Annotated in this window: 19 protein-coding genes; 8 read left to right on the top strand and 11 right to left on the bottom strand. The window is 67.5% G+C overall.

Annotated features, from left to right (window positions below):
• Positions 1 to 10: 10 nt before the first annotated feature.
• The 4 genes from ACK8CO_RS15495 (at position 11) to ACK8CO_RS15480 (ending at position 3,203) form a co-directional block, all read left to right on the top strand.
• A complete protein-coding gene (locus ACK8CO_RS15495; protein WP_414897202.1) occupies positions 11 to 718 on the top strand; it encodes a DUF484 family protein in 708 nt (235 codons plus the stop codon).
• Positions 715 to 1,638: a tyrosine recombinase XerC gene (locus ACK8CO_RS15490; protein ID WP_414897201.1), complete on the top strand. Its 924-nt coding sequence runs from the start codon at positions 715 to 717 to the stop codon at positions 1,636 to 1,638. The genes ACK8CO_RS15495 and ACK8CO_RS15490 overlap by 4 nt, the downstream gene beginning before the upstream one ends.
• A 174-nt stretch (positions 1,639 to 1,812) precedes the next feature.
• The gene (locus tag ACK8CO_RS15485; protein WP_414897200.1) at positions 1,813 to 2,235 is read left to right on the top strand and encodes a hypothetical protein; all 423 of its coding nucleotides are present in this window, start codon (positions 1,813 to 1,815) and stop codon (positions 2,233 to 2,235) included.
• Between the two features lie 290 nt (positions 2,236 to 2,525).
• Complete coding sequence (locus ACK8CO_RS15480; protein ID WP_414897199.1) at positions 2,526 to 3,203, top strand: hypothetical protein; 678 nt, start codon at positions 2,526 to 2,528, stop codon at positions 3,201 to 3,203.
• A 47-nt stretch (positions 3,204 to 3,250) separates the two neighbouring features.
• Here the strand turns inward: ACK8CO_RS15480 and ileS are convergent, their stop codons facing one another.
• From ileS to ACK8CO_RS15460, 4 genes are all read right to left on the bottom strand, one after another.
• On the bottom strand, positions 3,251 to 6,166 hold the full coding sequence (gene ileS / locus ACK8CO_RS15475; RefSeq protein ID WP_414897198.1) for an isoleucine--tRNA ligase: 2,916 nt from the start codon (positions 6,164 to 6,166) through the stop codon (positions 3,251 to 3,253).
• A gap of 188 nt (positions 6,167 to 6,354) precedes the next feature.
• Positions 6,355 to 7,113 carry a VPLPA-CTERM sorting domain-containing protein gene (locus ACK8CO_RS15470; RefSeq protein WP_414897197.1) on the bottom strand — a complete coding sequence of 253 codons (759 nt, stop codon included), beginning with the start codon at positions 7,111 to 7,113 and terminating at the stop codon, positions 6,355 to 6,357.
• A 100-nt stretch (positions 7,114 to 7,213) separates the two neighbouring features.
• Positions 7,214 to 8,284 (bottom strand): YcjF family protein, encoded by a 1,071-nt coding sequence (locus tag ACK8CO_RS15465; protein ID WP_414897196.1) that lies wholly within the window; start codon positions 8,282 to 8,284, stop codon positions 7,214 to 7,216.
• Positions 8,281 to 9,711: a YcjX family protein gene (locus ACK8CO_RS15460; protein WP_414897195.1), complete on the bottom strand. Its 1,431-nt coding sequence runs from the start codon at positions 9,709 to 9,711 to the stop codon at positions 8,281 to 8,283. Before ACK8CO_RS15460 ends, ACK8CO_RS15465 begins: the two co-directional genes overlap by 4 nt.
• Positions 9,712 to 9,839: 128 nt before the next feature.
• On the opposite strand from ACK8CO_RS15460, the gene truA reads away from it, so the two are divergent.
• The 3 genes from truA (at position 9,840) to ACK8CO_RS15445 (ending at position 14,938) form a co-directional block, all read left to right on the top strand.
• Positions 9,840 to 10,610: a tRNA pseudouridine(38-40) synthase TruA gene (gene truA / locus ACK8CO_RS15455; protein ID WP_414897194.1), complete on the top strand. Its 771-nt coding sequence runs from the start codon at positions 9,840 to 9,842 to the stop codon at positions 10,608 to 10,610.
• A gap of 655 nt (positions 10,611 to 11,265) precedes the next feature.
• On the top strand, positions 11,266 to 12,612 hold the full coding sequence (locus tag ACK8CO_RS15450) for a glycosyltransferase 87 family protein (RefSeq protein WP_414897193.1): 1,347 nt from the start codon (positions 11,266 to 11,268) through the stop codon (positions 12,610 to 12,612).
• Between the two features lie 109 nt (positions 12,613 to 12,721).
• Positions 12,722 to 14,938, top strand: a complete 2,217-nt coding sequence (locus ACK8CO_RS15445; RefSeq protein WP_414897192.1) for a methyl-accepting chemotaxis protein — start codon at positions 12,722 to 12,724, stop codon at positions 14,936 to 14,938.
• 1,176 nt (positions 14,939 to 16,114) lie between these two features.
• Here ACK8CO_RS15445 and ACK8CO_RS15440 read toward each other — a convergent pair.
• The 4 genes from ACK8CO_RS15440 to ACK8CO_RS15425 form a co-directional block, all read right to left on the bottom strand.
• Entirely contained in the window at positions 16,115 to 17,395 is a 1,281-nt protein-coding gene (locus tag ACK8CO_RS15440; protein WP_414899034.1) for a TrkH family potassium uptake protein, read from the bottom strand.
• Between the two features lie 61 nt (positions 17,396 to 17,456).
• Positions 17,457 to 18,125, bottom strand: a complete 669-nt coding sequence (locus tag ACK8CO_RS15435; protein WP_369822785.1) for a potassium channel family protein — start codon at positions 18,123 to 18,125, stop codon at positions 17,457 to 17,459.
• Positions 18,126 to 18,554: 429 nt separating this feature from the next.
• The gene (locus ACK8CO_RS15430) at positions 18,555 to 19,163 is read right to left on the bottom strand and encodes a histidine phosphatase family protein (protein ID WP_414897191.1); all 609 of its coding nucleotides are present in this window, start codon (positions 19,161 to 19,163) and stop codon (positions 18,555 to 18,557) included.
• A gap of 47 nt (positions 19,164 to 19,210) precedes the next feature.
• On the bottom strand, positions 19,211 to 20,701 hold the full coding sequence (locus ACK8CO_RS15425) for an SLC13 family permease (RefSeq protein WP_080617031.1): 1,491 nt from the start codon (positions 20,699 to 20,701) through the stop codon (positions 19,211 to 19,213).
• A gap of 222 nt (positions 20,702 to 20,923) precedes the next feature.
• Between ACK8CO_RS15425 and ACK8CO_RS15420 the strand changes: the two genes are divergently transcribed.
• Positions 20,924 to 21,895: a LysR family transcriptional regulator gene (locus ACK8CO_RS15420; RefSeq protein WP_414897190.1), complete on the top strand. Its 972-nt coding sequence runs from the start codon at positions 20,924 to 20,926 to the stop codon at positions 21,893 to 21,895.
• Between the two features lie 209 nt (positions 21,896 to 22,104).
• Here ACK8CO_RS15420 and ACK8CO_RS15415 read toward each other — a convergent pair whose 3' ends face one another.
• The 3 genes from ACK8CO_RS15415 to ACK8CO_RS15405 are packed head-to-tail and all read right to left on the bottom strand — an operon-like array spanning position 22,105 to position 23,878.
• A complete protein-coding gene (locus ACK8CO_RS15415) occupies positions 22,105 to 22,569 on the bottom strand; it encodes a MaoC family dehydratase (protein WP_080617033.1) in 465 nt (154 codons plus the stop codon).
• Positions 22,566 to 23,414, bottom strand: a complete 849-nt coding sequence (locus ACK8CO_RS15410; RefSeq protein WP_414897189.1) for an HpcH/HpaI aldolase/citrate lyase family protein — start codon at positions 23,412 to 23,414, stop codon at positions 22,566 to 22,568. The genes ACK8CO_RS15415 and ACK8CO_RS15410 overlap by 4 nt, the downstream gene beginning before the upstream one ends.
• Positions 23,414 to 23,878 (bottom strand): MaoC family dehydratase, encoded by a 465-nt coding sequence (locus tag ACK8CO_RS15405; RefSeq protein WP_080617035.1) that lies wholly within the window; start codon positions 23,876 to 23,878, stop codon positions 23,414 to 23,416. The genes ACK8CO_RS15410 and ACK8CO_RS15405 overlap by 1 nt, the downstream gene beginning before the upstream one ends.

Raw genomic sequence — 23,878 nt, 5'->3', positions numbered from 1 at the left:
GGCAGGAAACATGAGCAGCAATGCCGCGATAGCGGACGATCTTCGCGCGAGGATCATCAACGAACCCACGGTGATCCTCGACGACCCGGACGTGATGCGCGCCCTGGTCGCGGCCAATGACAAGATGATGGGCGCCAACATCGTCGATCTGCGCGGCATCGCGATGGACCGGCTCGAGGCGCGGCTCGACCAGCTCGAAGAGACCCACCGCTCGGTCATCGCCGCGGCCTACGAGAATCTCGCGGGCACCAACCAGATCCACCGCGCCGTGCTGCGGCTTCTGGAGGCGCCCGATTTCGAGACCCTGCTGGGGCTTCTCGACGACGATCTGGCCGCGACCCTGCGCGTCGATTGCGTGCGGCTGGTCCTTGAGACCGACGGCGACCAGGCCGGGGCGGCGCCGGCCGTGCCCGGCGAGGCATTGCGGATGATGGGCCCGGGCTTTGCCCGCAGCTATGCCGGCAACGGCACCAGCCGGCCGCCCCGCCGGGTGGTGCTGCGCCGCACTGGCACGCATTGCGAACAGGTCTACGGCTCCGAGGCGGGCGCGTTGCGCTCCGAGGCGCTGCTGACGCTCGATCTGGGGCCGGAGCGGCGGCCCGCGTTGCTGGCGCTGGGCTCGGCCGATCCGCAGCAATTCACCCCCAATCAGGGCACCGACCTGATGGATTTCTTCGCCGGCACCGTCGAGCGGGTGCTGCGGCGCTGGCTGGCGTGAGCCTCGCGCTCAGCCCGGCGCTGCGCGACGCGCTCGAGGCCTGGCTGGCCGAAGAGCGCGCCCTGGACGGCGCCTCCGAAGCCACGATCCGGGCCTATGCCACCGATCTGCGCGGATTTCTGGGCTTTCTCGCCGAATATGACGGCGCGCCCGCCGGTCCGGCCCGGCTGAAACAGGTCGGGCTGCGCGATCTGCGGGCCTGGATGGCGCATGAGCGCGGCCGCGGGCTCGGGCCGCGCTCGCTGGCGCGGGCGCTGTCGGCGGTGAAGGGGTTCTTCCGCTGGTTCGGCAGGCGCGAGGGCTTCGAGCCGACCGCGGTGCTGTCGGTCCGCGCGCCGAAATTCACCCGCAAGTTGCCCCGCCCGCTGGCCGAGGAGGCCGCCCGCGAGGTGATCGCCGATCTCGGCACGACCCCGGCCGCACCCTGGATCGCGGCGCGCGACGCGGCGGTCGCGACGCTGCTTTATGGCTCGGGGCTCCGGATTTCCGAGGCGCTGGGGCTGAGGGGGCGCGATGCGCCGCTGCCCGAGGTGCTGCGGATCCGCGGCAAGGGCGGCAAGGAGCGGCTGGTGCCGGTGCTGCCGGTGGCGCGCCAGGCGGTCGAGGCCTATCTCGGGCTCTGCCCGTTCGAGAAGACCCCCGAGGCGCCCCTGTTCCGCGGCGCCCGCGGCGGGGCGCTGAACCCGCGGCTGGTGGCCCGGGCGATGGAAGGCGCGCGCACCCGGCTGGGTCTGCCCGCCTCGGCCACGCCGCATGCGCTGCGTCACAGCTTTGCCACGCATCTGCTGGCGGCGGGCGGCGATCTCCGCACCATCCAGGAGCTTCTGGGCCATGCCTCGCTGTCGACGACGCAGGCCTATACCGCGGTCGATACGGCCCGGCTGATGGAGATATACGAGGCCGCCCATCCCAAGGCCTGAGCGGCGGGCATCCGCGGACCGGAGCCCGGCACGTATCGGCGCATCGGCACATAGATGCCCCGATCATGTCCAATTTGATCCACCTTTCCGCTGTTCAATGGCAGGGCCCGGATCGTGTCCCCCGACATCCCCCGACACGGCGCCGGCCCATTGCGACTGCTGGAAAGGACCGCCATGAATATCTCGATGACCAGCTCGGCACTTACCGGGCTTGGCGCTGCGCGGCAAAGCCCTCCGCCGGCGTCTCCGCCCCCGGAGGTCGCCGACACGACCTCGCAGCGCGCCGAAGAAAAGCGTCTCGACCGCCTCGAGGCGCAAGACAGCAAGGATGCCGCGACCTCCACGATGTCGCTGGCACGCTCCGACGACACCTCGGAAACCACCCGCGAGACCGGCGCATCGGCCGCGCTGAACCTGCGGAACGAGGTTGCCAATGATGCGCCGCCGGCCCCGCCGCCGCCCAGCCAGACCGAATCGATCATGCAGGGCGTCATCTCGAGCCTGAGCGATACCGGCTCTTCGGCGGATCAGGCCACGACCCAGGCCGAAGCGCTGTACACTGCGATGCAACGGATGCTGACGGAAAGCGCCGCCTGACCCGGGCTGCGCCCTACCCCTTGACACCCCCTTCCTCCCCCCTGGCTTGACGGCCGGGGGTCGGAGGGCGCCGGTGTTTTGCCCCTGACACGCCGCCCCCCGGGGATGCCGGGGCCCTAGCCCGAAAGCGCCCTGTACGCCCGGGCACCTTCGCCCCAATACTTTCAAATCCTGAAAAATCCTCTGGAAATACCCGCGTCAAGCGAGGTTGCCGCAACGGTCCCGTTCAGCTTTGGCCAAGGACTTTTTCCGAGCATGGGGCTCCACCTGTCTGCTCAGAAGGAGAGACCATGACCGTAGCAAATGCAGGCGATTTTTCCGCCTGGGGCTTCGCCGCCGCCCGCAAGGCGCTGAATATCGAAGGGCGCCCGCCGGGGACGTCCCCATCCGGTCCGGCACACTCCGCCCGGGACATCCCGGGCCAGCCCGAGAAGGACAAGCCTGCCGGCCTGTCCTATGCCGATGTCGCGACGGCCGGCCTGACCGACCTGATCGACCGGGATGCAAGACCAAAGACCGAGGGACAGGACGAGGGCTTCCTGACCCTGTCGGATCCCGGGGGGCGCGAAGACGGCGCCGGGACGTCAAACGCGACCGAGAACCTCGTGAAAAGCATGATGGAGATCGCAGCCGACGCCGCGGAGCCCTGGCAACAGGCCGCCTCCCCGAGCGATCCGAGCGGGACCGGTGGTTCCTTGTCCCAAGACCGCGCCATGAGCCAGATCGCCGATTATCCCGATCCGGACAGCCGGGCGGTTTCGGGCAGCCATGACGGACCGGCGACGCTCCGGCCGGACGACCCGGCCAACGGGCAGATGCCGACGGGCTCCGCCACCGGCCAGCTTCAGGGCGAATTCCGGACCGACAGCTCGTTCGATCCTTCGGTCTTCAAGGACCAGCTCGCGCTCCAGACCGGCATCGCCACCTTCCAGAACGCCCAGGCGCTGTTCTCGGGGGCCGCTGCCTGATCCAGCACAAGGAAGAAGGGGGCCGGATCGACCCGGCCCCCATCGTCTCAGTCCAAGGCCGCGCTGCAGCGCCCGCAGGTCTGCGGATGCGCGTGCTGGCCCACATCGGGCAGGATCTTCCAGCAGCGGCCGCATTTCTCGCCATCGGCCTTCTCGAAGACCACGCCGACGCCATCGATATCTGGCAGCCGGAACGCCTCTTGCGGGCGCGGATCGCCGCTGAGCTGCACCGCCGAGGTGATGCAGATATCGGCGAAATCGACCGATTTCAGCGCTTTCAGCACCTCGGCATCGCGCACATGCACCACCGGCGCGGCCTCGAGGCTGGCGCCGATCACCTTGTCCTTGCGCTGCAGCTCGAGCGCGGCGGTCACCACGCGGCGCACCTGACGGATATCGGCCCATTTCGCCGCCAGCGCCTCGTCGCGCCAGTCGGCGGGCGTGTCGGGAATGTCCTGCAGATGGACCGAGCCCTCATCCTCGGGGAAGCGCGAGAGCCACACATCCTCCATGGTGAAGACGAGGATCGGCGCAAGCCAGGTCGTCAGCCGGTGGAACAGGATGTCGAGCACCGTCCGCGCCGCCCGCCGGGTGGGCGAGTCGGCCGCATCGCAGTAAAGCGCGTCCTTGCGGATGTCGAAATAGAAGGCCGACAGATCCACGGTGCAGAAGTTGAACAGCGCCTGGAACACGCCCTGGAAGTCATAGGCGTCATAGCCCGCGCGGACCTTTTCATCGAGCTCGGCCAGCCGGTGCAGCACCCAGCGCTCCAGCTCCGGCATCTCGGCGGGCGCGACCGTCTCGGCCTCGGAGAAGCCCGCCAGGTTGCCCAGCATGAAGCGCATGGTGTTCCGGAGCCGCCGGTAGCTGTCGGCCACGCCCTTCAGGATCTCGGGGCCGATCCGCTGGTCATTGGTATAGTCGGTCTGCGCCACCCAGAGCCTGAGGATATCGGCGCCATATTGCCTGACGACCTCCTCGGGCAGGATGGTGTTGCCGAGCGACTTGGACATCTTGTTGCCCTTCTCGTCCAGCGTGAAGCCATGGGTCAGCACGCCGCGATAGGGTGCGCGGCCCAGCGTGCCGCAGGCCTGCAGCATCGAGGAATGGAACCAGCCCCGGTGCTGGTCGGTGCCTTCGAGATAGAGATCGGCAATGCCGTCCTCGGTGCCGTCGGCGCGGTCGCGCAGCACGAAGGCATGGGTCGAGCCAGAATCGAACCACACGTCGAGCACGTCGAAGACCTGTGTATAGGCCTCGGGGTCGTGATCCTTGCCGAGGAAGCGTTCCTTGGCGCCCGGCATGTACCAGGCATCGGCCCCGTCGGCCTCGAAGGCGGCGGTGATGCGCGCGTTGACGGCCGGGTCCCTCAAGAGGAAATCGGGGTCGTCCGGTTTCGCCCCGGTCCTGACGAAGCAGGTCAGCGGCACGCCCCAGGCGCGCTGGCGCGACAGCACCCAGTCGGGGCGCGACTCGATCATCGAATGGATGCGGTTGCGGCCCGATTGCGGCGTCCATTTCACCAGCTGGTCGATCGAGGCCAGCGCGCGGCCCCGGATCGTGTCGCCATAGGTGTCCATGCCGTCGTCGAGCTTGTGATCGATGGAGGCGAACCATTGCGGCGTGTTGCGGTAGATCAGCGGCGCCTTCGAGCGCCAGCTATGCGGATAGCTGTGCTTGAGCCGCCCGCGCGCGATCAGCGCGCCCGCCTCGACCAGCTTGTCGATGACGCGGCGGTTCGCGTCGCCCTCCTTGCCGTCGGGCCGGATGATGACCGCGCCGCCGAACAGCGGCAGATCGGCGCGGTAGGAGCCGTCCTCCAGCACGTTATAGGTCATCGGCAGGCCGAATTTCAGGCCGATCTGGTAGTCGTCATCGCCATGGCTGGGCGCGGTATGGACAAAGCCCGTGCCCGCATCCTCGGTGACGTGATCGCCGGGCAGCATGGGCACGTCGTAATCCCATTCGCCCGCACCGCCCTCGATGCCGCGGAAGGGATGCGCGAGCGTCAGCGCATTCAAGGCACCGGCTCCAACGCCTGTGACCAGTTCGTATCTATCGACGCGAGCGGAGGAGAAGACACTTTCAGCGAGTGCTTCGGCCACGAAGAACCGGTCTCCAGGCTTTGCCCAGTTATCCTCTGCGGCCTCTTTCACTTCATAAAGTGCATAGTTCAGGTCCGGGTTGAAGCAGACCGCGCGATTCTGTGGGATCGTCCAGGGCGTCGTGGTCCAGATCACGACCGAAGCAGGTTTCTCGCCGATAGAGAACTCGTCGGCCCCAGGCCCGAAGTTGACGACCGGAAACTTCACCCAGATCGTGTGGCTTTGATGGTCGCGATATTCGACCTCGGCCTCGGCCAGAGCGGTCTTCTCGACCGGCGACCACATGACGGGTTTCGAGCCCTGGTAAAGCGTGCCGTTCATCAGGAATTTCATGAATTCCTCGGCGATCACCGCCTCGGCATGGAAATCCATGGTCAGATAGGGATCGGCCCAGTTGCCGGTGACGCCGAGGCGCTTGAACTCCTCGCGCTGGACCTCGACCCAGCCCTCGGCGAAGCGGCGGCATTCCTGGCGGAAATCGACGACATCGACCTTGTCCTTGTCGAGCCCCTTGGCGCGGTACTGTTCCTCGATCTTCCACTCGATCGGCAGGCCGTGGCAGTCCCAGCCCGGCACATAGCGGGCATCCCGGCCCATCATCTGCTGGCTGCGGACGATGAAGTCCTTGAGGATCTTGTTCAGCGCGTGGCCGATATGCAGATGCCCGTTGGCATAGGGCGGACCGTCATGAAGCGTGAAGGGCGCCCGGCCCTCCTTCTCGCGCAGCCGGTCATAGATGCCGATCCGGGCCCACCGCTCCAGCCAGTCGGGCTCGCGGGCGGGCAGGCCCGCGCGCATCGGGAAGTCGGTTTCGGGCAGGAAAAGGGTGTCTTTATAGTCGGGTGTATCGGCACACATGGCAGGAATCCTCGGAATGCGATCCGGATTACGGTCTTGATGATGTCTGGAAAGTTCGGCGCGACGGGTCAAGCGCCTTTGCCCGGTCGCTCTGGATCAGAGCGCCGGGCCCGTAATTCGACGGATCGGCCAGACAGGACAAGGCATGCCGGTTCTATAGACAGGCCCCGGGCCGAGGTAAAGCGCCGTTACCCTTTGTTGCGGCGCCGGAGCGCAGCCAGCCCGCCCAGGGCCGCGGCCAGCATCAGGCCCGCCGCGGGCAAGGGCACCGGCGCCGGAACCGTGCTGATCGCGCCCAGCCCGTAGGTGTCGACCCCGGCCCAGGGGCCGTCATAGGGCAGATGCCGGCTATCCGTCCGGCAGGCTTCGCCGACGCTGTATTCCATGAGCCCCGTCCTGCGGTTGCAATAGCGCGGCATGTCGTAGATCGCGACCAGCGAGAAGCGCATCTCGGGCGCGAGCCCGTCCAGGCTGTCGATGTCGAAACCAAGCGAGCCGCCGAGCAGCACGGCGCACCCGGGCCCGGTCAGCGGAAGCCAGCTCGCGCCGCTTTCCACGGTTCCGGTCCCGATCCAGGCCATGAAATGCTCGTCATGACCGCCGCCCGCGAAGATCTGCGGATCGGGTGCGGCATCGCCCGAGGGCATGAGGACATTGTCGGCAAAGCCCAGGACCAGCTCGCCGCCCTCGCCCAGCGAGACATAGCCGTTGCATTCGCCGAGATAACGGTCGGGCGCTGCCTGCGCCACGCCAAGGGCGAGCGAGGCCTCGGTGCAGGGCGCCACGCCGCCCCCGAAGCCGAAACCCGGCGTGAAGCGGACCACCCTGTCGGCAAAGGACATGTCTCCGCCGGGGAAATCGATCCCGTAGACGGTGGAGGCAGCCGCGCCCTCTGCGGCCAGAAAAAGGGCAGCCCCCAGCAGGGCGGCCGGAACGGCATGGGTCATGGCAGGCTCTCGCGGATCGCCCTGCCAGCCGCCGGGTCCGCCATAACTCTACCTTAAGTTGCCCCCCTCAGACAAACAGGGGTTAGCCCGCCCCGGCCGCTCAGCCATCGGCGCGCGAGAAGACGCCTGTCAGCGCCCGCTTGACCAGCGCACCGACCGAGGGCCGCCGGGCCTCGCGGAAGGGCAGCGGGCGGCAGACCTCCATCGCGGCGACGCCGACCCGGGCGGTCAGCGCGCCATTGACCACGCCCTCGCCGAAACGGCGCGAGACCTTGGCCAGCATGCCCCCGCCGGCGATCGAGCCGATCATGTCATCGCCCACCGCGACCGCGCCCGTGGCCACGAGATGGGTCATCACCGCGCGCGCCAGCCGGATCGAACCCAAAAGCCCGCCGCGCCCGCCATAGATCTCGGCGATGCGGCGGATCATCCGGAGATTCGCGGTCAGCGCGGTCAGCAGATCGGCCAGCGCCAGCGGCACGATGGCGGTGATCGCCGCCACCTGCCGCGCCGCCGCCTCGACCTCGCGGGTCGCCACGGCATCAAGCGGCGCCAGAAGCTCGCGCTCGGCCAGCCCCATCAGCCCGTCGGCATCGAAGATCTCGTCGCGCTTCTCGGCCAGACGGGCCCGGCCCCAGCGGGTATCCTCGCGCGACCGGTAGAACGCGCTCAGCCTGTCGACCAGCGCCCGCGCCGCCCTGATGTCATTGGCCCCGATCGCGGCCTCGGCCTCGCGATGCAGCGTGTCGAGCCGCCGAAGCCGGGCAAAGGCCGCCATCTCGCGCAGCGAAATCAACAGCACCGCCAGCACCACCAGCCCGACCAGCGCCAGCGCCACCGTGCCGAGGATCTCGTTGCGCTGGAACAGCCCGATCACGAAATTCCAGGCCGCGACAGAGATCACGAAGCCAAGAAGCGTCACGAAGGAGGTCCAGAAGAACCGGGCCAGCCGCGACGGACGCCGCGATGCCAGCAGCGCCACGGTCTTCATCGCCCGGCCCTCGGGCGGCAGCTCGTCCTCGTCATCGGGCACCGGCGGTGCATCGGCCGGGCCGCGCGGCGGCGCCTCCTCCTGCGGATCGGAAAACGGATCGGGTGCGGATTTGCGGGCAGGCCGCGCAAAGGCCCTTTCCTCGTCCTCGAGGTCGAACACGACGGGACGGCGGGTCATCTCAGGCGATCTCCCAGCAGGAATTCGGCGGCCTTGTCGAGCCGGATATGCGGCGGCCCCTCGCCCGGTTTCATCGTCAGCCGGGCCGGGGCGAAATGCATGACCTGGTAATCGCCGTCGAGCCAGTCTTCGGCCCCCTCGCGCGCCGGTGCCAGCAACAGCGCCGGATCCTCGGGCAGCTCGCCCGGGTAAAGCGCGGCCTGCCGCCCCGTCGACATCAGCGTGCCGCGCACGCAGTCATAGCTTTCGCCGCGCTGCTCGCGGGTTTCCTCGACCGTCGCCCGAAGCGCGGCAATGGCCATCGCCGCGGTCTCGGCGCCCGCGAAATCGGCCCGCCGCCGCGCCTCCTTCATCAGGGCCTGCATGACCGAGGTCAGCCGCGCATGCTGGGAATGGTGCAGATGGTCGGCCTTGGTCGCGGCAAACAGGATCTTCTCGACCCGCCGGCCGGTCAGGAAGCGGGTGAGCCAGGCATTGCGGCCGGGCCGGAACGCGCCGAGGATCTCGGTCATCGCGCGGCGCAGATCCTCGACCGCGCGCGGCCCGGCATGGATGGCGCCCAGCGCATCGACCAGCACCACCTGCCGGTCGATCCTCGAGAAATGATCGCGGAAGAAGGGTTTGACCACCTCGCGCTTGTAGGCCTCGTAGCGGCGCTCCATCTCGCGCCAGAGACTGCCGCGGGGCGTGCTGCCGCCCGGTACCGGCAGGGGCGCGAAGGTCAGGACGGGCGAGCCCGCCATCTCGCCCGGCAACAGGAACCGTCCCGGGGTGCAGTCGGAAAAGCCCGCCTCGCGCGCGATGTTCAGCGCCTCGGTGAAGCGCGCGGCCAGCATCTGTGCCGTCGCCTCCTCGAAGGGCGCGCCCGAATCGATCCCGGCCAGCGCCGCCAGAAAATCCTCCGAGCCCGGTCGCTGGTCGAGCCGACCCAGCGTCTCGGCCGCCCATTCGGCATAATCCTTGTCCATCAACGCCAGATCGAGCAGCCATTCGCCGGGATAATCGACGATATCGACATGGATCGTGCGCGGGCCGGTCACCGCCCCGAAGATGCTGCCAAACCCGCCGGGCCGCACCTTCAAGGACAGCCGCAATTCCGAGACGGCGCGGGTCGAATCGGGCCAGCGCGGCTCCGAGCCGGTCATCGCCGCCAGATGCGTCTCGTAGTCGAAACGCGGCACGGTATTGTCGGGCTGCGGCCTGAGATAGGCCGAGACAATCGCCCCCGAAGCGGCGGCGCGCAGCTGCGGCATCCGCCCCCGGTCGAGCAGGTTCGCCACTAGCGAGGTGATGAACACGGTCTTGCCCGCACGCGACAGGCCGGTCACGCCCAGCCGCAGCACGGGTTCCATGAAGGTCTCGGAGACCGAGGCGGCGATACCTTCGACGCCGCGTGTCACTCCATCCGCCAGATCGCCGATGCGCAAGATCGCTCCTTTCGAGGTCCGGACGCTCCTGTCGAAGTCCGGGTGACAGTTAATCACGCCGCGCCGCCGCTGCCAGCCCCCAAGCGGCCCGATTGCCAAGGAAGGATTGTCGCGGTAACCGGGGCGCCATGCCCCGCTATGCGTTGAAACTCGAATATGACGGCAGGCCGTTTTCCGGCTGGCAACGCCAGGCCGACCGCCCCTCGGTGCAGGGCGCGGTCGAGGCGGCGCTGGCGCGGCTGGAACGGGATGTGCCCTCGATCGCGGCGGCCGGGCGCACCGATGCGGGCGTGCATGCGCTGGGTCAGGTCGCTCATTGCGACCTGGCGAAGGACTGGGACCCGTTCCGCCTGTCGGAGGCGCTGAACCACCATCTGAAACCGCATCCGGTCGCGGTGGTCGCCTGCGCCGCCGTGCCCGACGGGTTCCATGCCCGGTTCTCGGCGCAGGAAAGGCGCTATCTGTTCCGGCTGGTCTCGCGCCGGGCGCCCTTGGTGCATGACCGGGGCCGCCTCTGGCGGGTGAACCATCCGCTGGCGCTTGCCCCGATGCAGGAGGCCGCCCGGCATCTTCTGGGCCGGCACGATTTCACCACCTTCCGCGCCTCGCTGTGTCAGGCTGCCTCGCCGGTCAAGACGCTCGACGCGCTCGAGATCGAGGAGGTCGATTATCCCGGCGGGCGCGAGTTCCGCTTCCATGTCCGCGCCCGCAGCTTCCTGCACAATCAGGTGCGCAGCTTCGTCGGCACGCTGGAACGGGTCGGCGCCGGTGCCTGGGCGCCGGAGGACGTCAAGGCCGCCCTCGAGGCCCGAGACCGCGCCGCCTGCGGCCCGGTCTGTCCGCCCGACGGGCTGTACCTCGCCGCAGCCCGCTACGACCCGTCGCCTTTCCACAGCTGATCTCCGCAAGCTGCCCCTGCGGGCCACCGCCTCACAGATCGTATCCCACGGTGTCACCGCCCGGCGGCTCGCCGCCGGATGCGAAAGCCTGCGTCAAACGACCGGACACCCTCGATCAGACCCTTTCAACCCGCGAGATGCCCGCGCGTCCCGGCCCCATTATGCCGGCAACGGCGGTCATCATACACGCAATGCGCCCGGCCGCATCTATGCCCTCTTTCAACGCGCGCCGCATCGCCAGCCGCGCCCCCGCGCATCGCCTTCCGGAAACCGGATCCGAGATCGCCTGACCGGACGTGACGGATGTCGGCGCCAGCGGAAGGCCATTCCGGCCCGAGGGAAACCGGCATTGCCCCTGTCTTTTCAGCGCCCGAACCCGCGGCCATATCGACATGCAGGGGCAAGGCGCCGGCCTGTTTCGCAAGACAACAGGGCCCGGCATCGCGGGACGCTCCAAGCTGTCGGTTTCTCGGCATGGGATACCGGGGCGTCGTTTCGCCGGACGACCTCGTGCCCCCCAAGCGGAACCGATGAGACCCGAGTGCCACGTCGCCGAGGCGCGCCTGACACATATTGCCTTCAGCTCCATGCAACACAGGCGCCGAAACGGAACGGCGGCCGGCCCTGGTGACAAACCGCCACGCGCCAGCCCCCGTTGCTTTCGCAACTTGATCGCGCATGCCGCATTGTGCATCCTTGCAGCGTTTTCACCATTCTCTTCAGATTAGCTCTTTCCGGACATATTATGTCGTCAGAAAACGCCTTTCCGTCCCGCTACCGGCGGATTCTTTTCACATATCTTCCCATTTTCCTGGTGATGCTCGGCTGCGGCGTCACGATCTGGAAGGCCGCCGTCGCGGACGGGCCGTCGCGGCAACTGGACACGGCCTGGCTGATCGCGGGAACCGAGTGCCTTTTCTGGGGGATGTCGCCCTATGACATCGGCAATTTCACCGCCTGCTGGGCCGACAGCCTGGATCGGGCCTATATGGCGCCCTTCGTCTTTCCACCCACCATCTTCCTGGTTTCCTTTCCGATGGGACTGCTGCCCGAGACCGGGGCCAGGCTGTACTGGAGCATCCTGGGGGCCGCGAGCGTTCCGCTTTTTGCGCTGGCCCTGTGGCAGGTCGCGCGGGTCACCGAGGTGGAGGGCCCGGCCCGGCTTCTGCGCGCAGGCTGGGTGACGCTGGGCGTCTCGATCGGCGGGACCACCGGGGCGCTTTATGTGGGCCAGCCCAGCGTGCTGGTCGCGCTGGGGATCTGCCTTGTCCATCTCGGCCTGCGCGACAGCCGCGCCGCGCTCTTCCTGCCGGGGGCGCTGCTCTGCTCGCTGAAACCGCATCTTTCGCTGATCTGGTTTGCTGTCGCGATTCTGATGCCACCGGGTCGGCTGGCCGCCGCCAAGGGGCTTCTGGCCGGTCTCGCCCTGCTCGGCGCGGCCGCGCTGATCCTCGCCGATCCGCAGATCTTTTCGGACTATCTGCAGGCGCTGGAGGTGCATGCCCAAAGCGCGGCCAGCAAGCTTTCGAGGGCCGAACTGCTTTATGGCCTGCCCGGGCTGCTCGACTGGGGCCGGGATCATCCGCGCAGGGCTGCGTTACTGGCGGCAGCGCTTGTCCTCTCAGCTGCGGCGGGAGCGGCGCTGGCGCGGCAGCTGCCGGCGCAATGCGACCAGGGCATCCCGCTGCTGGCCGGAGTCTGCCTCGCCGGCGCCTTCGTTTCGGCCCACAAGGGCTATGATTTCGCCGTCTATGCCCTTGCCCTGGCGCTGGTCGCCCGTCTGCCCCGGACCGTCCAGGCCTTGCTGCTGGGGCCGGCCCTGCTGATCTGGCGCCCGGCCCTGCTCGATCCGCTGCCCCTTGCCGGCCCGGCGAACCATGTCGTCCTTCTCGACGCGGCGCTGGCCTGCAGCGCGGGCTTTCTGCTGCTCTACGGCCTCGGCCAGCGCGCCCGCACCGGACAAGAGGACCAGGCCACCGCCCAAGTCGGGCCGCCAGTCTAGCCCCGCACCCCGGGTTTCTTCCAGTTTTAGGCAGTCGCGCCGCCGCCTTTCACCGCTTGTTCAGACAAACAGCGCAAAGACCCACGGGATGCAGTACGGAGGCGGCAAGGTGGCACATCTGTTTGGGACGGTTTCGGGCAAGCTCCTGTTTGTCACGGGCGTGGCTGTCTCGGCGATCATTCTAGGGCATTCGGTCTATAGCGGCTGGCAATCCTCTCAGCGGGTGAACCGCGACGTGATGGAACTGGCCTCCCAAAAGGCAAGTCTGGTCGTCGAGAAGGTCGCCGGCCAGATCACAGAGGCAACCTCGGCCGGCAGCGCCCTGAGCGGCACGCTCGCAAGCTATATCGATACCGGCCATGCAACGCGATCCGACATCATCGCAATGATCGGGGGCGTGCCCGGCCAGTATGACAACATCTTCGGGGCCTGGATGGCCGGCATTCCGGGCGGCCCCACCAACGCGCTGCTTTCGGGCGAAGGCGGCCTGAACCCCGAGGGCATCTTCGCCCCCTGGTGGCACAAATCCGACACGGCCGGGCTGAGCTATGACACATTCACCGTCAGCACCGGCGACGAGTGGTATTCGCGGCCCATATCGACCGGCAAGCCCAGCATCACCGAACCCTATATGAGCGAGGGCGGCTTCCTGATGACCAGCGTCGCCCAGCCGATCCGCGTCAAGGGACAGATCGTCGGCATCGCGGGCGTCGATATCGGTCTCGGCGATCTGGTCGCCAGGCTGAACGGCATCACCACCTTCGAAGGCGGCAGGGCCATGCTGGTGAGCCACAGCGGCAACTGGCTGGCCAGTCCCGATCCGGCCGACCTGAACCAGCCCTATGACGAAACCGGGGCCGAGCTGATCTCGGCCACGCTCTCGGATGGCCGGATGCGCGTGATTTCCGACCTTCCCGACGGCGCCACCCGCCTCGTCTATCCGTTCGAGGCACCGGGGATGAACACCACCTGGGCCGTGCTCGTCGATGTCCCCGCCGAGGTCTTCTCGGCGCCGGTCCGGGCGGAATTCATCCGGACGATGACCGGCGGCGCCCTGATCCTGGCAATGGCGCTGGGCGCGCTCTATCTCGCCTCGATGGCGATGGTCCGGCGCCCGCTGGCCCGGATGCTGGTGTCGGTCGATGAGCTGGCCGCAGGAAATTATGCCAAACCCGTGCCCGGTCGCGAACGCCGCGACGAGATCGGCGCCATGGCAGGCGCGGTCGAGGCCCTGCGCGCGGGACTGCTCGAGAAGACCGAACTGGAGAAGGGGCAGGAGCAGCTTCGTCGCGAACAGGAGCGGGTGGTCGCCGATCTGGCCTCGGGGCTGCGGTCCCTGTCGGAGGGCGATCTGACCAGCACCATCGATACCAGGTTTGCCGAGGACTACGAACAGCTCCGCCAGGATTTCAACGCAACGGTCGAGACGCTGAACGCGCTGATGGGCGAGATCGTGGAGAACGCGACAGAGATCACCACCCGCGCCGAGGAAATCTCGGGCGCCTCGGACGACTTGTCGCGCCGCACCGAGAACCAGGCCGCGACGCTGGAGCAGACCGCGGCCGCGATGGACGAGATGACGGCCAGCGTCCGCGCGGCGGCCGATGGCGCGGCGAAGGTCGAGGATGTCGTGCGCGAGGCGCGCGGCAATGCCGAGCAGTCTGGCCTCGTGGTCAAGGAGGCCATCGGGGCGATGGCCGAGATCAAGAAATCCTCGGACGGGATCAACCAGATCATCGGCGTGATCGACGATATCGCGTTCCAGACCAACCTGCTGGCGTTGAATGCGGGCGTCGAGGCGGCCCGCGCCGGCGAGGCCGGGCGCGGCTTTGCCGTCGTGGCCTCCGAGGTGCGGGCACTGGCCCAGCGCTCCTCCGAGGCCGCCAAGGAGATCAAGACCCTGATCTCGACCAGTTCCGATCAGGTCGAGACCGGCGTCGGGCTGGTCAACCGCACCGGCGAGGCACTGACCGACATCGTCGAACGGGTGGGCAATATCGCCGCGCTGATCGCCGACATCGCGACCGGCGCGCAGGAGCAATCGGTCGGGTTGGGCGAGATCAATGTCGGGGTGAACGAGCTCGACAAGGTGACCCAGCAGAACGCGGCCATGGTCGAGGAGGCGAATGCCGCCGCGGTGACCATGAAGCAGGAGGCGGGCAATCTGCAGACCCTGGTCGCCCGGTTCCGCCTGAAAGGGCCCGCTTCCGCCGTCTCCGTCCGTCCCCGCACGGCAACCGCCAGACCGGCGGCAGCACCGCCCGCCGCCGCAGAGTTCGAGCCGCCGAAACGCGCCGTCAACGACGCGGGATGGCAGGATTTTTAGCAGGCTGCCGAAAAACATTTTGAAGCCGCGATCCTCGTCGACTTCGTTGCCCCCCAACACAATGAAGATCCTTCAGCGCGACGTGAGAATCCGAAAGCGCGGCATTCAGTTACCGAGCTGCTCAGGCTGAGACTTTTTCAGCGGCCTGCTAGGCCTCCTGTCCCGGTGAATGGGGGCACGGCGCGGAGATGAGCCGCTCGGGAGCTGGCCTTATCATCGGGCGGATTGCCGTGACCGGGCCTGCGCGCATCCCGCGTCCGCCCATGGCACGACAGGCCCCGTGTTCACCACCGCTATTTGCGGTATCGGGGCCTTATCCCCTTTCGGACATGCCCGGACCGGAGATCGCCTGACCTCCCGGCCCGGCTTTGGACAGAGAGCGTCGGGACATCGCCACGGCGCGAGCGGGGCGACTCGTGAAAGGGGCCGGGGGCGCTGCTGCGGCCCGAGTCAGGATCAGGCGGCATTGCGGCCGCCCCTCGCCAGACCGGGCTTGCTTGGGCGGAACGGTCAGACTTGCCGAGCGACGGCGGCTCGCCCGGATCTTCGTTTTCAGCTGCCGAAGCCCCTTGCTTCACCTGTAGATCTTGCGCGCAGCCCAGACCTGCAGCGGCGCCTCCCGACCGAAAGGCGGCCGGAGAGCGACGGCAAGACCTCGTCACAGCCCCTCGATGACAACAGAGGACGTGGCCAGACATCATCCTGCGCGACCCCGGCCCCGGTTCTTCGTGAAGGCCTCCATCCTCCGCCCCGGCCCGGGGCCTGGCCCTCTCGCCCCCCTTCCTGGCGCACCGATCATAGCGGAGTGGCGCCCGTCGGCGGCCGTATCGAACCGAGACCAGGACCTGCCGCAGGCAGGCGCGGTTTCACGGGCGGAATAGGCTGATCGGACGCGGCAGAGGAAGGACCGGCAAATCGGCAGGCGCCTCGGAGCCCCCCGCCGCGGCGCGCCGGCGCATCGGTCGTCTCCGGCCGGGTCGTGCCGACAACAGGAGGGCGGACCATGCCCTTTGTCGGGGTGCCCCGGCGGAGCGCAGGGAACGGGATTTCGTCTGACGACCTTCCTGGCATGTCGCGACCGGAATACCGGCACCAGTCCCATCGGCTCGATGACGTCAGGGCGAGAGGCCGGGCATGACGGGCACCACGGCCTTTGGCGTTTGTTCGCGCTAGTCGCTAGCCCAGATAGACCGTTCCGGCCGGGTAGGAGACGCGGCGCGGACGACGAACCGCCAGCAGGAAACCCAGCGTCAGCGGACCGACCCGGCCAAGAAACATCACCAGCATCAGAACCGCGCGGCCGCCCGTGTCGAGATCGCCGGTGATGCCACGGCTCAGCCCCACCGTCCCGAAAGCCGAGACCGTCTCGAAGGCGATGTCGAGGAAGTCGCCCTCGTGAAACAGCATCAGCACGAACAGCGCGACCAGAACGGTCAGCATGCTGACCATCGACAAGGCCAGCACCTTCATGATCTGCTCGGCCCCGAGACGCCGTCCGAAGACGTCGATCGCGGTATGGCGGCGGAAGAAGCTGTAGGTCGCGAGCAGCAGCACGATGAAGGTCGTGACCTTGATGCCGCCGCCGGTCGAGGTCGACCCGGCGCCGACCAGCATCAGGGTCATGAAGATCAGGGTCGTGGCCTGGGTCAGACCGCCGATATCGACGGTGTTGAAGCCCGCGGTCCGGGTGGTTGCGGCCTGGAACCAGCTGGCCCAGAGCCGGGTCGAAACCCGGTCGAACTGGCCCAGCGTCGCGGGATTGTGCCATTCGAGCACGGCGAAGGTCGCGGTCGACCAGACCAGAAGCGCGAGCGTGCCGACCAGCATCAGCTTGGTATGGACGGTATAGCCGCGCCAGCCGGTCCGGCGCTGCATATCGGCAATCACGGTGAAGCCGAGCCCGCCGAGGATCAGCAGCGCGGGCACCGTCAGGTTGACCACCGGATGCCCGACCCAGGCCGACAGGCTGTCGGGATAAAGCGCGAAACCCGCATTGTTGAAGGCCGAGACCGCGTGAAAGACACTCGCCCAGAGCCCTGCACCCCAGCCGAATTCGGGCACGAAGACCACGGCCAGCAAAGCCGCGCCGACCGCCTCGCAGACCAGAACGAAACGCAGGATCGTCTTCGTCAGCCGGATCAGACCGCTCATCGAGGTCTGGTTCAGGTCCTCGCGCAGATATTGCCGATGGGTGATGCCGACCGGCAGGCCCAGCATGGTCAGGATCAGGACCGCGAAGGTCATGAGCCCGAGCCCGCCCAGCTGGATCAGCACCAGGATCACGGCCTGGCCGAACAGGGTGAAGTCCGATCCGGTATCGCGGACCGCAAGCCCAGTCACGGTCACGGCCGAGGTCGCGGTGAAGGCCAGGTCCGACCAGCTCATCGCCACGGTCCGGGCCAGTGGCAGTTTCAGCAGGACCGTGCCCGCCGCGATCAGCGCGGCATAGGTCAGCATCAATGCCAAGGGCGGCGGCAGGAAACGGCCGCTGCGCAGCGCGGCGAGCGGCGCCACCAGCTCAGGCCTCGTCCAGCAGGTCGTCGCCGAAGCGGCGCAGATCAGCACGGCGACCCAGAACCAGAAGCTTGTCGCCGGTCTTCAGCCGCAGCTCGCCGCCTTCGCAGGGCAGGAACTCGCCCTCGCGCATCGCCCCCAGCGCCCGCAGATCGTAGCCCGAGAGCAGCTTGACATCGCCGACCGCCCGCCCCTCCAGCGGCTCCGGCACGGTCAGATCGACCACGTGGAACCCGTTGCCGAGGCTGACATAATCGCGCACCAGCGGGTTGTGCAGCATCTGCGCGATATGCTGGCCGACCTCGTGTTCGGGCAGCACGATCCGGTCGGCGCCGATCTTCGACAGGATCCGGTGATGGGTCTTGGACAATGCCTTCACCCAGATCGTCTTCACGCCCAGCATCTTGACGTTCATCGAGCAGAGGATATTGGCCTCGAGATCCTCGCCGATGGCCACCAGCGCGACATCGTAATTGCCGACCCCGGCCTCGCGCAGGGCAAGCTCGTCGCGGCCGTCGGCGATCACGGCCTCGGACAGCACGTCAGCATAGCGGCCGACGATCTTCTCGTCGAGATCAATGCCCATCACCGGGTTGCCGAACCGCGCAAGCTCGCTTGCCACGGTACTGCCGAAAGTGCCAAGACCGATCACGGCAAAGGTACGTCTTTTCACGGGCCGGCCTTCTGTCATTCGGATATCCGGCGCCGAGCCTAGCATGTCCGGGCCCCCCGATGGCAAGCCCCCGCGCAACTGGCCCGGCGCATGCCCCCCTGCCCGGCCGCCCCGTGTCCCCCCGCGCGGGGTCCGGATCCATTGCGCCGACGGGATGGAGCCGCGCCCCTTCGCGCCGGCGGCTGCGCCCGACACTGCGGGAGGGCTCCGCGCCCGCCCCTGCCCGACCGGATCTTCTGACGGGAAAGCGGCGGGCAGGCCTACGCAAGCCGATACCGGCGTCAGGCTCGATCAGACATGTGATTTGCATCGCGACCGGGAAAGACCGGACGACGGCAGGTGCTGACGGCCGGGCAACAGGCCCGGAGACGGGGTCCGCCCGCCGGGCAGGTCGCAAGCATCATCCGGCGGGGCGACCGTGCCCGGGACCTAATCGGCGACGTCGGTATCGGGTGCGAATTCGCCAAGGTTGTAGGCCTCGAGACGCGGCGGCGCCGCCCCCCGGACATCCTCGAAATCGAAGATCGCCAGATTCCCCGGCGTCACCGGCAGCAAATGTGCCGGCTTGAGCCCGAGAAACCCGAAACAGGCGACGCGCACGACACCGCTATGGACGATGGCCAGCAGATCGCCCTGACCGGCATAGAGCCAGTGGGTCAGGGTCGAGGTGATCCGCGCGACGAAATCGTCCCAGGCCTCGCCCCCGGCGGGGGTGTAGCTGCCCGCGCGCCAGGCCCTGTAGAGATCGGGCTTCTCCGCGATCAGCGCGTCCTTGCGCAGCCCCGTCCACTCGCCCATGTCTAGCTCGCGCAGCCGTTCGTCGGAGGGGGCATCGGCATGGCCGACGATCTCGGCCGTCTGCCGCACCCGCCCGAGATCCGAGGTCACGACCCGCGCCGGCGCCAGCGAGCGCAGTCGCGGGACGATGGCGCGGGCCTGCTCGATGCCGCGCGGCGAGAGGGGCGAATTGTCGTGCCCCTGCAGGCGCTTCTCGGTGTTCCAGAGGGTTTCCCCGTGGCGCAGGAGGATCAGTCTCATGATGGTGTCTTTCTTGCTGTCAGGTCAGATCGCGCATCGGCAGGCCGTCACAGGCCGTAGCCGAGCAGCTTGAACCAGGTGAACACCGAGACAGAGATCACCGTGCCGCCGATCAGGCAGGTGACGATCCCGTATTTCAGCTGGTCGAGAACGCTGAAATACCCGGTCGCGAAATAGAGCGTGTTGACCTTGGAATGCGGCGGCAGGGTGATCGTGTAGGTCAGGGTGAACGAGGCCGCCAGCGCGAGCGTCACCGGGTTCAGCCCGAGGGTCTGGGCCAGCGCGATGATCGAGGGGATCAGGATGGTCGTGCGCACCGTCTTCGAGGTGAAGACCATGTGGCTGAACATGCTGAGGAAGATCACCACGACATAGACCGCGGCCGTGCTCATGTTCTCGATCCCGAGACCGCGCACCAGACCGCCGATCATCCATTCCGCCCCGCCGGTCGATTCCAGCGCGTTCCCCGCCGCATAGGCGCCCGCGGCGAAGATCATCAGGTCCCATTTGATATTGGCCTCCTTCCATTCCAGCAGGCCGATCCGCGGCATCAGGCACAGCACGGCCGCGATCACCGCAGTCACGTAGATCGAGATGGAAAAGCCGTTGAACCAGAGCTCCTGGTAATCCGCCGTCGCCCAGAGCGTCACGGTGAGGGCGAAGATCGCCATGGCCTTCTTCTCGGCCAGCGAGATCGGGCCGAGGCTGCGATGCTGTTCCTCGAGCTTCGACATGCCATGGCCGAAATCGATCTCGTCGCTGAAGCGAAACAGGCGCAGCCCGACGAGGAAGGTGAGAAACATCGACATCATCGCCATCGGCATGCCGGCCAGCAGCCAGTCCATGTAGCCGATCTCGCCGCCGGCCTGATCGTAGATGAACTGCACCGCGATCATGTTGGCGGCGGTACCGGTCATCACGCCAGAGGTCGCGAGCGCATCGGCCTGAACCCCCAGCAGCATCATCAGCCTGCCGAAATTGCTCTTGCCGGGAACCGCCCGGTAGATCTCGAGCAGGATGATGCAGATCGGCACCATCAGGCTGGCGCGCGCGGTGGTCGAGGGGATGAAGAAGACGATCACGAAGTTGATCAGCACGAGGATCGCCAGCGTCCGCGTCGGCGTGCCGCCGAAGCGGGTGACCATCCAGAGCGCGAAGCGGCGGGCGAGGTCCGACTTGACCATGGCCGAGGTCAGGACGAAGGCCGCGACCATCAGCCAGATGACGTTGAAGCCGAGCGTGCCGAAAGCGGTCTTCTCTCCGACGGTGCCGGTCAGCGCGAGGGCGATGATGGCGATCATCGAGGTCAGGTAGATCGGGATCGTGCCCGCGACCCAGAGCGTCAGCGCTCCGCAGAAGACCGCAAGCGCCTTTTGTCCCTCGGGCGCAAGCCCCGCCGGGTTCGGCATCAGATACAGCAGCAGAAAGACGGTTGCGGCCAGAAAGATGCCGTAGCGGCGCAGCAGCGTGTCCTTCCTGTCCTTACCCGGCCCCCTTTGGGAAGGGCCGGCGGCAGTCTCGGTTCGGGTCTCGGGCAAGGGGGGTCCTCCTCATTTGCCGGGTCGGCGCAGTTCGGAAACGACTGCGCGCGGCCCGTTCGTCCGGGGCTTCCGACGCCGCCCCCCCTTGGTGAATACCGGAAAGGGCAAATCGGGGCCGGAAACGGTCCGTGCAGTTTCTTCGCGAATGAGAGATCTGTCTAATTTATAGTTTTTCGGATATTTATAGAAAATCTTTATATTCCATGCGGGAGGATCGCGATGAACATCGCCCAGCTCGAGACCTTTCTGGAGCTTTCGGACTGCCTGAACGTGACCGAGACCGCCGCGCGGATGAACTGCACCCAGCCCGCCGTCAGCGCCCGCATCCGCGGGCTCGAGCAAAGCCTCGATACGACCCTGTTCGACCGGATCGGCAAGCGCATGCATCTGACCGCGAACGGCATCCTGTTTCTCGGCTATGCGCGCAAGGCCGTGGCGGCACTTCAGGATGCCAGCGAGCACCTGCGCCAGATGGACGACCCGCTTGTCGGCACGATCCGCTTCGGGGCATCGAATTTCACCGGGATCTACCTGATGCCGGCCTTTCTCGGATGCTATCGTCAGGGCGCGCCCGAGCTGGAATTCGAACTCGAGATTGCAAGCTCGACGCAGCTGCTGGCCGATCTCGATACCGCCAAGCTCGAATTCCTGATCCTCTCGGACCATATCGCGCTCGACGAACGGCGCTATCAATGTCGCCATGTCTGCAATGACGAGATGGTTCTGGTCGTCCCGCCCGCGCATCCGCTCGCGACGGTCAGGGCCGCCACCAGCGCCGACCTGGCGCAGGACGTGTTCCTGATGAAGCCGCCGCCATCCGCCTCGCGCAGCTTCCTGCTCGACCGGCTCCAGGGCGACGAGAGCAGCCTGGGGCGGGTCATGCATATCTCCTCGACCGAGGCGATCAAGCAGGGCGTGCTGCACGGGCTCGGGATATCGGTCCTGTCGCGCTTCGTGGTGGCGCAGGAGCTGGCCGATGGCCGCCTGAAGGAGGTTCCCATGGCGCTGCGCCCGTTCCGACGCGGGATCCGGGTGATCAACCTGCGCGACAAGCTGCTGACCCCGGCGGCCAGCGAATTCATCAAACGCCTGGTCGAGAGCACCGGACGGGCGGAGGCCTTGCCCCAGAACGCCGGGGGCGCGCAAGGCCCGTCGCATCCGCGTTCAGGCAGAGCGTCCCGCCAGACATGACGCGGCGACTGGGCAAGGGCCGGGCCGGCCTTGCGCCTGACAGAGCGGGACTCTGCCAGCCATGAAACGCGTCCTTGCTACAGAGAAAGACCAGAGCGGCGCGGGCCTCGGGGGCAAAGCAGGACAGGCGCGCGGCGATGGCCCCATCCGGCCTACGGGGGGGCATTCCGCCGGAGGCCCGAGGCGCCCGGCACCCGGCGCGGAGCGGCTTAGCGCCCCTGCATCAGCCGCAGGGGTTCGTAGATCATGACGGTCTCACCGCGCTGGTTCCGCACGGTATTCCTGGTCTTCACCAGCCCGCGGGTGCCCTTGCTTTCCTGACGGGCCTCGAGAACCTCGATCTCGACATCGATCGTGTCGCCTTCGAGAACCGGGCCCTTGATGGTCATGGTCGTGCCGAGAAAGGCCAGCCCGGTTTCCTGTGCCGTCGCATTCAGCGCCAGCCCCTCGGCCAGCGCGAAGACCAGCGCGCCCGGCGACGGGTTGCCCTTGATCGCGGCCTCGCTGCGGCGATATTCGGCATTGGTGAAAAGCACCTCTATCATGCCAGCCAGATTGACGAAGGCCGAGATGTCGGACGGCGTCACCGTCCTGCCATAGGTCTGGTACCGGTCGCCGACCGTCATGTCCTGCCAGTAGAACCCCCGCCCGAGACGTATCGCCGCTTTGGTCATGCCTGCTCTCCCGCGCGTTGCAAGATCAGCCGCGATCTCTTGAGATGCGGCATGTCGATCATCTCGCCGTCAATGGCCACCACACCGGCCGCCGGATCGGCCGCGAAGGCCTCAACGATCCGGCGCGCCACCGCGATCTCTTCATCGGAGGGCCGGAAACAACGGTTGATGATGGGAACCTGCGCCGGATGGATCGCCATCTTCCCGGTAAACCCGTCACGAACGGCCGCCAGACACTCCTGTTCAAGCCCCGCCAGATCGCGAATATCGGTCCAGACCGTGTCGATGGGCTGAACCTCTGCGGCCACCGCGCCGAACAGGGTCAGGTTCCGCGCCAGGGCATAGGGGCCTGTCAGCGCCCCGTCCCCCCCGCGCGATCTGGCGCTTCCCAGCACCGCCGACAGATCCTCGGCGCCCCAGGTCAGCCCGGCGAGGTCCGGAGAGAGACCGGCATAGCTGCCGAGTCCGAAGATCGCTCGTGCCGTCTCGGTCGCGATGGCCAGCACCGGCGGGCAGGTCCGCCCCCGCGCCGCGCAGGCCGCGCCCAGCGCCCGGACCGACTCGCCGCTTTCGGCCTTCGGCAGCACGATCCCGTCCGCACCGCCCTTAAGCGCGGTATCGAGATCCGCGTCGAAATCGGACGAATGCAGCGGGTTCACCCGCACCCAGAGGCGGTTCGGCCCGCGCGGCGCGCAAAGCGCCTCAAGCACGCAGGCGCGCGCGGCGGCCTTCTCGGGGGCGGCGACCGAATCTTCGAGATCGAGGATCAGCACATCCGCCGACAGGCCGCGCGCCTTGACCATCCTGTCGGGCCGGTTTCCGGGAACGAAAAGCCAGGACCGCATCACACCGCCTCCCTGTCGAGACCGGACATCATCAGCGCCGAGCGGCGGCATTGCGCGACCAGCGTTCCGTCCTGCTTGCGGGCGCGATGCTCGAAGACCACCACCCCCTGCCCGGGCCGCGAGCGCGACGGGCGCGCCGAGATCACCTCGGTCTCGACCCGAAGCGTGTCGCCATGAAAGACCGGCGCCGGGAAGATCACATCGGTCATGCCGAGATTGCCCAGCGTCGTGCCAAGCGTGGTCTCGTGGACGGAGATCCCGATCATGATGCCGAGCGTCAGGAGCGAATTCACCAGCGGCTGCCCCCATTCCGACGCCTCGGCGAAATGACGGTCGATATGCAAGGGCTGCGGGTTCATCGTCTGGACCGAGAACCCCACATTGTCGGCCTCGGTCACCGTGCGCGTGATGGCATGATGAATGACCTCTCCCGCCCGAAACTCTTCCAGCCAGCGTCCGGCCAT

The organism is Rhodovulum sp. HP10 (genome assembly GCF_047553435.1).
Classification (GTDB): Bacteria; Pseudomonadota; Alphaproteobacteria; order Rhodobacterales; family Rhodobacteraceae; genus Rhodovulum.
This window is presented reverse-complemented; position numbering and strand designations above follow the sequence as displayed.

What these genes read in the sequence shown, in the direction of transcription:
- ACK8CO_RS15470 (WP_414897197.1), bottom strand. Translation starts at nt 7,113, where the DNA reads ATGACCCATGCCGTTCCGGCCGCCCTGCTGGGGGCTGCCCTTTTTCTG.
- ACK8CO_RS15430 (WP_414897191.1), bottom strand. Translation starts at nt 19,163, where the DNA reads ATGAGACTGATCCTCCTGCGCCACGGGGAAACCCTCTGGAACACCGAG.
- ACK8CO_RS15415 (WP_080617033.1), bottom strand. Translation starts at nt 22,569, where the DNA reads ATGACCAAAGCGGCGATACGTCTCGGGCGGGGGTTCTACTGGCAGGAC.
- ACK8CO_RS15405 (WP_080617035.1), bottom strand. Translation starts at nt 23,878, where the DNA reads ATGGCCGGACGCTGGCTGGAAGAGTTTCGGGCGGGAGAGGTCATTCAT.
- ileS (WP_414897198.1), bottom strand. Translation starts at nt 6,166, where the DNA reads ATGTGTGCCGATACACCCGACTATAAAGACACCCTTTTCCTGCCCGAA.
- ACK8CO_RS15410 (WP_414897189.1), bottom strand. Translation starts at nt 23,414, where the DNA reads ATGCGGTCCTGGCTTTTCGTTCCCGGAAACCGGCCCGACAGGATGGTC.
- ACK8CO_RS15465 (WP_414897196.1), bottom strand. Translation starts at nt 8,284, where the DNA reads ATGACCCGCCGTCCCGTCGTGTTCGACCTCGAGGACGAGGAAAGGGCC.
- ACK8CO_RS15440 (WP_414899034.1), bottom strand. Translation starts at nt 17,395, where the DNA reads ATGCTGACCTATGCCGCGCTGATCGCGGCGGGCACGGTCCTGCTGAAA.
- ACK8CO_RS15485 (WP_414897200.1), top strand. Translation starts at nt 1,813, where the DNA reads ATGAATATCTCGATGACCAGCTCGGCACTTACCGGGCTTGGCGCTGCG.
- ACK8CO_RS15480 (WP_414897199.1), top strand. Translation starts at nt 2,526, where the DNA reads ATGACCGTAGCAAATGCAGGCGATTTTTCCGCCTGGGGCTTCGCCGCC.
- ACK8CO_RS15495 (WP_414897202.1), top strand. Translation starts at nt 11, where the DNA reads ATGAGCAGCAATGCCGCGATAGCGGACGATCTTCGCGCGAGGATCATC.
- ACK8CO_RS15420 (WP_414897190.1), top strand. Translation starts at nt 20,924, where the DNA reads ATGAACATCGCCCAGCTCGAGACCTTTCTGGAGCTTTCGGACTGCCTG.
- truA (WP_414897194.1), top strand. Translation starts at nt 9,840, where the DNA reads ATGCCCCGCTATGCGTTGAAACTCGAATATGACGGCAGGCCGTTTTCC.